This window comes from Streptomyces sp. E2N166 (assembly GCF_003671715.1).
In the GTDB taxonomy this organism is placed as follows: domain Bacteria; phylum Actinomycetota; class Actinomycetes; order Streptomycetales; family Streptomycetaceae; genus Streptomyces; species Streptomyces thinghirensis.
The window spans coordinates 1225866-1235619 of the sequence record NZ_RAIF01000012.1; the positions used below are offsets into that span (position 1 = coordinate 1225866).

7 protein-coding genes, 1 tRNA gene and 1 pseudogene are annotated in these 9754 nt (G+C 70.3%); 3 read left to right on the forward strand and 6 right to left on the reverse strand.

What is annotated here, in order from left to right; translation table 11 throughout:
* Positions 1-283 (reverse strand): annotated as a pseudogene (locus EBH09_RS13345) (SPFH domain-containing protein); the annotation flags it as partial.
* Between the two features lie 60 nt (positions 284-343).
* A complete protein-coding gene (locus tag EBH09_RS13350; RefSeq protein ID WP_121747163.1) occupies positions 344-1636 on the reverse strand; it encodes a peptidoglycan-binding protein in 1293 nt (430 codons plus the stop codon).
* Between the two features lie 207 nt (positions 1637-1843).
* On the opposite strand from EBH09_RS13350, the gene EBH09_RS13355 reads away from it, so the two are divergent.
* The 3 genes from EBH09_RS13355 (at position 1844) to EBH09_RS13365 (ending at position 6130) form a co-directional block, all read left to right on the forward strand.
* Positions 1844-1917: transfer RNA gene (locus EBH09_RS13355), tRNA-Lys, on the forward strand.
* A 293-nt stretch (positions 1918-2210) separates the two neighbouring features.
* A complete protein-coding gene (locus EBH09_RS13360) occupies positions 2211-4196 on the forward strand; it encodes a cellulose synthase catalytic subunit (RefSeq protein WP_121747164.1) in 1986 nt (661 codons plus the stop codon).
* Positions 4193-6130, forward strand: coding sequence for a kelch motif-containing protein (locus EBH09_RS13365; protein WP_121747165.1), 1938 nt, complete (start codon positions 4193-4195; stop codon positions 6128-6130). The genes EBH09_RS13360 and EBH09_RS13365 overlap by 4 nt, the downstream gene beginning before the upstream one ends.
* A gap of 99 nt (positions 6131-6229) precedes the next feature.
* Here the strand turns inward: EBH09_RS13365 and EBH09_RS13370 are convergent, their stop codons facing one another.
* From EBH09_RS13370 to EBH09_RS13385, 4 genes are all read right to left on the reverse strand, one after another.
* Positions 6230-7261 (reverse strand): glycoside hydrolase family 6 protein, encoded by a 1032-nt coding sequence (locus EBH09_RS13370; protein WP_193776275.1) that lies wholly within the window; start codon positions 7259-7261, stop codon positions 6230-6232.
* An 88-nt stretch (positions 7262-7349) separates the two neighbouring features.
* Positions 7350-8021 carry a class F sortase gene (locus EBH09_RS13375; RefSeq protein ID WP_121747167.1) on the reverse strand — a complete coding sequence of 224 codons (672 nt, stop codon included), beginning with the start codon at positions 8019-8021 and terminating at the stop codon, positions 7350-7352.
* A gap of 6 nt (positions 8022-8027) precedes the next feature.
* Positions 8028-8591 (reverse strand): hypothetical protein, encoded by a 564-nt coding sequence (locus EBH09_RS13380; RefSeq protein ID WP_121747168.1) that lies wholly within the window; start codon positions 8589-8591, stop codon positions 8028-8030.
* 122 nt (positions 8592-8713) lie between these two features.
* The gene (locus tag EBH09_RS13385) at positions 8714-9493 is read right to left on the reverse strand and encodes an HAD-IIA family hydrolase (protein WP_121747169.1); all 780 of its coding nucleotides are present in this window, start codon (positions 9491-9493) and stop codon (positions 8714-8716) included.
* Positions 9494-9754 lie beyond the last annotated feature (261 nt).

The following is a 9754-nucleotide window of genomic DNA, read 5'->3' on the forward strand; positions in this document are numbered from 1 at the left end:
CCGGGTCGACGCTCGGCGCGGGGCGCGGGCGCGCGGCGACGGGGCGCCGCGTCCGGGGCTGCTCCCCCGTGCCCTGCCGACGGCCGACGACCGCGGACCGCAGCGCCACCGGCGCCGGATGGGGGTCGTCGCGGAACAGCAGGTGGACGGGGATCTCGGTGGTGGCCTCGTTGTGGATGAGCCGGGCCGGCCGGTGGCCCGCCTCCGCCGCCCCTTCGGGCGCTCCGGGCCCGGGCGGGGCCGGCGGCTTGGTGTCCGGGTTCGTGGAAGAGGTCGTACTCATGCGTGCTCCAGCCTCCGCGCCAGATGCGTCATGAACGGGTGGTCACCGCTGGGCGGACGGTCAGGAGAAGAGCCGCCGCCAGGTCTCCGGGCCCGGGTAGCCGTCCGCCGCCCCACCGCGCCAGCCCTGGGCGCGCTGGAAGGTCTCGACGCCCCGCCGGTCCGCCTCGCCCCAGCGCGGGCCCGGCCCGGTCGTGTAGTGCTTGCCGAATCCCTTCCTCACCAGCTGCCTGCCGAGTCTGGTGACGTACGGGTTGTCCGCGCCCGGCCCGAACATCGCCCGTCCGGGGTAGCCGGCCACCCCGTGCGAGGCGGGGCCGGCCGCCGGGGCCGCGATGTCCTTTCCCTTGCCGGTCTTCAGCAGCCGCCAGGTACCCGGGCCGGGCAGCCCGTCGGCGTCCTCGCCCCGCCAGCCCTGGGCCAGCTGGAACGCCTCGGTGGCCCTGCGGTCCGCGTCCGACCAGCGGGGGCCGGGCCCCGCGGCGTAGAAGCGTCCGGCGCCGCGGGCGACGAGCATCCGGCCCAGCTCGGTGACGTTCTCGTTGTCGGCGCCGGGGCCGAATGAGGACGCCCCCGGGTAGGCCGTGGCGGCCGGTGCCCCGCCGGCCGTGGTCGTGGTGACTCCCTTGTAGCGGTAGGGCAGGTACTTGGCGGAGTTGCTCCAGTAGGCGTAGGGCGTGGCGAGCTTGCGGGTGTGCGGCGGAGTCTGTTCGTAGGCCGTGTAGGCGGTGCGGGTCTGGTCCGTCCAGCCACCGAAGATCACCACATGGGAGCCTTTCTGGGGGTCGGCCGCATTGTGGAACAGCAGGATGTCGCCGGGCTGGAGCTCCTCCTTGGTGATGCGGTCGGCGAACGTGCCCAGGCTGCCCGTCCATTCGTTCGTGGGGAGCTTCCAGGCCATCGACACATAACCCGAGCAGTCCTGCCGGTAACCGTCGGACCAGTAGGCGGTCATGCTGTAGGGCACTTTGGCGGCGACCCAGGTCTTGGCGCGGTTGATGATCTCCGTGCGAGTGATCGCGGCCGGTTCCGCACCGGCGGGGGGCGCCGCCGGCGTCCCGGACGGGCCGTGCAGCGGGGCCCTGGGACCCTGCGGGGTGCCGGGCTCGTCGGCTGCGGGATCGCCCGGCCGGTGGGACGCGTGAACGGCCGTCGGCACCGCTGCCGCCTGTCCCGCGCCCAGGGCCCCGGTGACGGCGGCGGTCGCGGTGGCCACGACCAGCGCGCGGTGGGCCGCCGGATGGCCGGGGGCGCGGCCGGCCGGGGAATGCGGCAGGACGCGGCGCCAGTGACGGCAACCGGGGCAGTCACAGTCCCTCGCGGGGTCGATTTCCTCGAATACGGGAGCCTCCATGCGATTCCCCTCACACTCCCGGTGAAAATGCCCTCAGCGGTGCACTTCGGTACATGTCGGTCAGTTTCTCAACTGTCCTCCTCGCGCGCATGCTGACGGTCCGAATGATGTACACGGCGGCGGGCGCGATCGCCCGGGGCTCCCGGCGGCCCCCGGGCACGGTCCGGAGCAGCGTCCGGCATCCGGTAGAGTTGTGCAGGTCAGCAGGCGCCGCTAGCTCAGTTGGTTAGAGCAGCTGACTCTTAATCAGCGGGTCCGGGGTTCGAGTCCCTGGCGGCGCACCGACGGCCGAAGGCCCCTCGTAGCACACGAGGGGCCTTCGGCGTACCCGGCCTCCGGACACCTTGCGATCATGGCGAACACCGTAGAACCCTGGTCCGGTTGGGGGGCCGGATGCCGAGGGGATGCCGAGGGGGGCATCATGCAACCGGGGGTCGCCATTCCATGTCTATATAAGGTGTGGATGCCGTGGTGACAGCAACCCACCACTGTTACGTGCGTGAAGGTCGAGGGGGACCGGAGCGGACGCTGGAAGCGACGAAACACGCGTGACCCGCGTGTGGGGGGATGACTCATGACGTCGACGCCGACGGGCGCCGGGCAGGACCACGACCCGTCCCAGACCACCCAGCTCAGGGTGCCCGCGCATCGGACCTGGAACACCGGCTCGTTCCGCCGGATACAGAAGACCCTGCCGAGGTACGACTACGAGCACTACAGCCGGCTCGCGGGCCCCCTCACCCAGCCCGACCCGCACAAGCCGTACAAGGTCCAGTACCGCTCGCTGATATCGCAGGAGCCGCACCGCGTCCGGGTCGCCCTGATGCTGGCCGCCGCCCCGCTGCTGTCGGTGGTGCTGCTGGTCTGGCTGCTCCAGCCCACGCACTGGACCGAGCGCGACTACGCGGCCTTCGACTGGCTGCCCGCGCTCGACATCGTGATGCTCGTCTCGATCGGCCTGATCGAGCTGTTCCGCTGCCTGAACGTGCTGTCGAACGCGCACGCCACCCTGGTCGCCCGCGACCCGATCCCGGTGGTGCCCGAGACCGGCACCCGGGTCGCCTTCCTCACCTCCTTCGTGCCCGGCAAGGAGCCGCTGGAGATGGTGACGAAGACCCTGGAGGCGGCCGTGAAGATCCGCCACCGCGGCCTGATGCACGTCTGGCTCCTCGACGAGGGCGACGACCCCGAGGTGAAGGCGGTCTGCGAGCGCCTCGGCGTGCACCACTTCTCCCGCAAGGGCGTCGCGAAGTGGAACATGCCCAAGGGCCCGCACCGCGCCAAGACCAAGCACGGCAACTACAACGCCTGGCTGGACGCGCACGGCGGCGACTACGACTTCTTCGCCTCGGTCGACACCGACCACGTGCCGCTGCCCAACTACCTGGAGCGGATGCTCGGCTTCTTCCGCGACCCGGACGTCGGCTTCGTCATCGGCCCGCAGGTCTACGGGAACTACGACAACCCGATCACCAAGGCCGCCGAGTCGCAGCAGTTCCTCTTCCACGCGCTGATCCAGCGCGCGGGCAACCGGTACGGCTCGCCGATGTTCGTGGGCACCTCGAACGCGGTGCGCATCAGCGCCCTGAAGCAGATCGGCGGTCTGTACGACTCGATCACCGAGGACATGGCGACCGGCTTCGAGATCCACCGCCACAAGAACCCGGCCACGGGCCGCAAGTGGCGCTCGGTCTACACCCCGGACGTGCTCGCGGTCGGCGAGGGCCCGAACGCCTGGACGGACTTCTTCACCCAGCAGATGCGCTGGTCGCGAGGGACGTACGAGACGATCCTCAAGCAGTACTGGAAGGGCTGGTACTCGCTCCCGCCGAGCAAGCTCTTCAACTACACGATGATGATCATCTTCTACCCGATGTCGGCCCTGAACTGGATCCTGGCGGCGCTGAGCTGCTGCCTGTTCCTGGGCCTGGGCGCCTCGGGCGTCAACATCGACCCGGCCGTCTGGCTGATGCTCTACGGCAACGCCTCCGCCCTCCAGATCGGCCTGTACGTCTGGAACCGCCGCCACAACGTCTCGCCGCACGAGCCGGAGGGCTCCGGCGGTGTGGCCGGCATGGTCATGTCCGCGCTGTCGGCGCCGCTCTACGCGAAGGCGCTCATCGACTCCGTACTGCGCCGCAAGAGCAAGTTCGTGGTCACGCCCAAGGGCGACTCCGCCAGCCCGGACACCCTCTTCGGGACCTTCCGGTACCACTGGTACTTCATCCTGATCTTCGGCGGCTCGATCACCGCCGGCTTCGTCTACGGTCACTCGCACCCCGCGATGATCATCTGGGCGACGTTCGCGCTGCTGATCACCGCGTCGCCGATGTTCGCGTGGCGCCACGAGATGCGGAAGGCGAAGAAGCGACCGCCGGCCGTGGCGGCGGAGCCCGACACGCCGGTCCCGTCGCAGCAGCCGGCACCCGCGGACGCGGTACCCGCGCAGGCGTACGCGCCGCACGCACCGCAGCAGAAGCCCAGCTGGGCGGCCTCCGACGGAGGCAACGACCAGACCATGCAGATCGCCCTTGGTGGACTTGGGGGACGTAAGGAATGAAGGACCGTGCCGGCCGCCGCCGCGCCCGTCGCTTCGCGATAGGTACGGCGGTGGTAGTCGCGCTGGCCGGGATGAACGGGCCGTGGCTCTACCGCTTCGGAACCGAGAAATACCACCAGTACAAGATCAACAAGCCGGAGTACAAGGCCGCCAACGGCAAATGGGAGATCATCGAGTTTCCCGAGAAGTACCGGCAGAACACCATCCACGCGGCGCTGCTGCGCACCGGCAAGGTACTGCTCGTCGCGGGGTCGGGCAACAACCAGGACAACTTCGACGCGAAGCGGTTCGACACCCGCATCTGGGACCCGGTCAAGGGGACCGTCAAGAAGGTGCCGACGCCCACCGACCTCTTCTGCACCGGCCACACCCAGCTCGCCAACGGCAACCTGCTGATCGCCGGCGGCACCAAGCGGTACGAGAAGCTCAAGGGCGACGTCACCAAGGCCGGCGGCCTGATGATCGTCCACAACGAGAACCCGGACAAGCCGATCACCCTGCCGGCGGGCACCAAGTTCACCGGCAAGGAGAACAAGAAGACCTTCGTCTCCAAGGACCCGGTGCTGGTGCCCCGCGCCGAGAAGGTCTTCGACAAGGCGACCGGCAAGTTCCTGCGCAACGACCCGGGCATCGGCCGGATCTACGTCGAGGCGCAGAAGAGCGGCCGGCAGTACGAGACGGGCACCCAGGACAACTACCGCGTCCATGGCCTGTCGGGCGCGGACGCGCAGAACACGTACGGCATCGCGCAGAAGCTCGCCCTCGACAAGAAGGACTTCCAGGGCATCCGGGACGCCTTCGAGTTCGACCCGGTCGCCGAGAAGTACATCAAGGTCGACCCGATGCACGAGGCCCGCTGGTACCCGACGCTCACCACCCTGAGCGACGGCAAGATCCTCAGCGTCTCCGGCCTCGACGACATCGGCCAGCTGGTCCCGGGCAAGAACGAGATCTACGACCCGGAGACCAAGGAGTGGACCTACACCGAGGAGACCCGCCAGTTCCCGACGTACCCGGCGCTGTTCCTGATGCAGAACGGCAAGGTCTTCTACTCGGGTGCGAACGCCGGCTACGGCCCCGACGACGTGGGCCGCGATCCGGGCATCTGGGACGTGGAGACCAACAAGTTCACCAAGGTCCCCGGCCTGAGCGACGCCAACATGCTGGAGACCGCCAACTCGGTGCTGCTGCCGCCCGCCCAGGACGAGAAGTACATGGTGATCGGCGGCGGCGGGGTCGGCGAGTCCAAGCTGTCCAGCGAGAAGACCCGGATCGTCGACCTGAAGGCGGACGACCCGGAGTTCGTGGACGGGCCGTCACTGGACAAGGGCACGCGCTATCCGCAGGCCTCGATCCTGCCGGACGACAGCGTGCTGGTCTCCGGCGGTTCGGAGGACTACCGGGGCCGCAGCGACTCCAACATCCTCCAGGCCCGGCTGTACCACCCGGACACCAACGAGTTCGAGCGGGTCGCCGATCCGCTGGTCGGCAGGAACTACCACTCCGGTTCGATCCTGCTGCCCGACGGCCGCATGATGTTCTTCGGGTCGGACTCGCTCTACGCCGACAAGGCCAACACCAAGCCGGGCAAGTTCGAGCAGCGCATCGAGATCTACACGCCGCCGTACCTCTACCGGGATTCCCGGCCGGATCTCTCCGGGGGGCCGCAGACCATCGAGCGTGGTGAGTCGGGGACGTTCACGTCCCGGGCGGCGGAGTCGGTCAAGAAGGTGCGGCTGATCCGGCCGAGCGCGTCCACGCATGTCACGGACGTGGATCAGCGGTCGATCGCGTTGGACTTCAAGGCGGACGGGGACCAGTTGACGGTGACCGTGCCCGAGAACAAGAACCTGGTTCAGTCGGGGTGGTACATGATGTTCGTTACCGACGGGGAGGGCACGCCTTCCAAGGCGGAGTGGGTGCACGTGCCGTAGCGCTCCCGAGGGCGCTTTGTCGGGCGCGGGGAGCGTTGTGGTTGGTCCCGCCCACGCGGCGGTGGCCGCGAATGTCGCAGCCCCGCGCCCCTGGGTTCCTTACCCTTGCGCCAACTTCAGGGCGTACTCGGACCACCATTCGCCGGCCTTCGGGCCGCCCTTGCACTCTCCGTCCGACTCCCCGGGGCGCTTGACCCACAGGTAGGCGTCCACGAGGGGGTCGGCGGTTTTCGTCGTCGGGGTTTCGCCGAGGGCTCGGCCTGGGGGGTTGCACCAGCGTTCGCCCGGGTCGCCCTCGGTGTAGGGGCCGTTGCCGTTGCGGCTGGTGTCGATGACGAAGTGCTTGCCGCCGACCTTGGCGGAGAGCTGCTTGCCGTAGGCGATGGAGTCCTCGGTGGTGTAGAAGTTCGAGACGTTGACCGCGAAGCCGTCGGCCTGGTCGATGCCCGCCCACTTCAGCGGCTCGAAGATCTGGTCGGGGTGGCCCCAGCCGGCGTTGCCCGCGTCCAGGTAGACCTTGGTGTTCTCCAACGCGGAGAGCTTGGTGATGGCGCCCTTGAGGAGGTCGTAGCGCTCCTCGTGGAACTGCTCCGGGGTGCAGCCGTCCACCAGGTGGAGCACCGCGTCCGGTTCCAGGATGACCGTGGCGGAGCGGTCGCCGATGCCCTTGGCCACGCCGTCGATGAACGAACGGTAGGCGTTGCCGTCGGCGGCGCCGCCGCCCGAGTACTGGCCGCAGTCGCGGTGCGGGATGTTGTAGAGGACGAGCAGCGCGGTGCGGCCGGCCTCGTCGGCGGCCTCGGTGAAACCGCGGGCCTGCTCCTCCGGGTTCTCCGGGCTGATCCACTCGCCGGTCGGCTGCTGGGCGATCTTGCGGATCTGCTCGGCCTGGTCCTTCTTGTCGGACTTCTGCAGAGCCGCCAGCTGCTGGGCCGCGTTGCCGCCCGGATTGACCCAGAACGGGTCGGCCTCCTTGGGCTGCTGGGTTATCCCGGCGCCCGCGTTCTCGTTCTTGCCCTTGTCCTCGCCGCCGTCGGACGAGGAGCAGCCCGCGAGCAGCAGTGCCGCCCCCAGCGCCACCGCGGACGCTCGCCTCGTGGACAAGTTTCCGGCCCCCCTGCTGCCGTACATCCAACCCCCCTGGGTGCACTGTTCCGAGGCTCAATCCTGACATACGCCTGTGGCACCCAGGGGGTTCCCGGATACCGGCCCGAAGTTCCTAGGAGCCGGTACCCGTGAGGTACGCCGATACGACCACGTTGGCCGTGTAGCTGTTGGTGGCGCGGTCGAAGGTGCCGCCACAGGTGATCAGGCGGAGTTCGGCGCGGCCCGTGCTGTGCGGCCCGTAGGCCTGCTGGGCGTCGAAGCCGTCGCGGGTGAGGACCTGGACGTCGTCGACGGTGAACTCGGCGACCTCGGCGTCGTCGCGGAGGACCCGGATCGTCTCGCCGGGCTCCAGGGTGCTGATCTTGTAGAAGACGGCGGGCTCGGTCTCGGTGTCGACGTGGCCCACCATCAGCGCGGTCCCGGCCTCCCCCGGGCTCACGCCGTCCGCGTACCAGCCGACGGAGCCGGGCCGGTCGAAGGGCGGTGGTTCGATGGCGCCCTCGGTGTCGAGGCCGCGGGACACGACGGGCGCCCGGATGCCGAGCCCGGGGACGTCGAGCCGCTGGGGCAGGGCGTCGCCGAGAGGCGCGTGGGCGGGGGGCAGCGGTACGTCGGGGGGCCGGCCGGCCGCCGCCATGTCGCCGGTGGCCGGCCGGGATATGCCCTCGCGCACGTCGGTGGCCTCGCGGCCCCACAGCCACAGCCCGAGGAGCAGCACCACCCAGGCGATGCCGGTCACCAGGCGGCCGGAGCCGACGGCGCGTCGCTGGTCCTGTTCGGACATGGTCGCTCAGCCCGTCCCGCGGCTCCGGCTGCGGACGCTGCGCAGCGCGACGGCGACGGCGGCGATGCCCGCGAGGACCAGGCCGGTCACGGTGTGCGCCGTGCCGGGAGGTTCGGGGCGGGCCTCGTCCCGGGCGTCGGCGGCGGCCAGTCGCGCGGTGCCGCCGCCGCCCGCGTCGACGGGGGCGACGGGAGAGGCGGGGGCGGCCGGACGGCGCTGCTCGGCGACGGTGACGGTGCCCTTTCGGGCGTCGTCGCCGCACCTGACCTGTACGGCGTACGCGCCGGCCTCCATGGTGGAGCGGACCGTACCGGCCCCGACGAGGACGCCGTCCTTCGCGGCCAGGGTGAGCCGTACGTCCGAGGCGAAGGCCGCCGACACGGCGAGGGCCGTCTGCTCGGTGCAGTCCGCCACGCGGAGCTCGACGTCGCTGCCGGGCGCGGGTGTGGACGGTGACACCGAGACGCCTCCGCCGTCCACCGCGTACGCGGCCGGTGCGAGCGCCGCGATCGGTGCGAGCGCCGCGGCCACTGCGGCTCCGGCACAGAGAGTGACTTTCAGTGAGCCCATCGTGCACCTCCAGTTACCTGGAGACTCCCCCGCGGGACGGGCCCCCGCATCCTGCGCGGGGGTCCGGCTGCTCCGAACGGGTTACAGCGGCGGCGGGCGGGTTTACCGCCGCTTCGACGGTCTCAGACCCGTTCGACCAGGTCGGCGATCGAGTCGACCACCTTGGACGGGCGGTACGGGAAGTTCTCGACCTGCTCGGGCCGGGTCAGGCCGGTGAGGACGAGGAAGGTCTGCATCCCGGCCTCCATGCCGGCCAGCACGTCGGTGTCCATGCGGTCGCCGATCATCGCGCTGGTCTCGGAGTGGGCGCCGATCGCGTTGAGCCCGGTGCGCATCATCAGCGGGTTGGGCTTGCCCGCGAAGTACGGCTGCTTGCCGGTCGCCTTGGTGATCAGCGCGGCCACAGCGCCGGTCGCCGGGAGCGGTCCCTCGGTGGAGGGGCCGGTCTCGTCGGGGTTGGTGCAGATGAACCGGGCGCCGGCGTTGATCAGCCGTACCGCCTTCGTCATGGCCTCGAAGGAGTACGTGCGGGTCTCGCCGAGGACGACGTAGTCGGGGTCGTGGTCGGTGAGGATGTAGCCGATGTCGTGCAGTGCGGTGGTCAGGCCGGCCTCACCGATGACGTACGCCGAGCCGCCGGGCCGCTGGTCCTGGAGGAACTTGGCGGTGGCCAGCGCCGAGGTCCAGATGGACTCGATCGGCACCTCCAGGCCCATGCGGCGCAGCCGGGCGTGCAGGTCGCGCGGGGTGTAGATCGAGTTGTTGGTGAGGACCAGGAAGGGCTTGCCGGACTCGCGGAGCCTCTTTATGAAGGCGTCGGCGCCGGGGATCGGCACGCCCTCGTGGATGAGGACGCCGTCCATGTCGGTGAGCCACGACTCGATGGGCTTGCGGTCTGCCATGTGCAACGAACTCCTGGCGTGCGGTGGGGCTGGGGCGGGGGGCGCCGGAACCACGGCGTACCGACGCCCCACAGCCTAATCAGGACCGCGCCGGACGGACCCCGTCGATCACCCAGTACCCGTTGTTGCCCGCGGTGCAACGGAAGCGGACACGGGCCGTGCGTGCGCCGGCGGGGTCTCGGCGGCGGCGCGGGCGGCGGCGGCGAGCGGGCCGGCTGTGGCCGGGAGGGCGGCGGCGAGCGGGCCGGCTGTGGCCGGGAG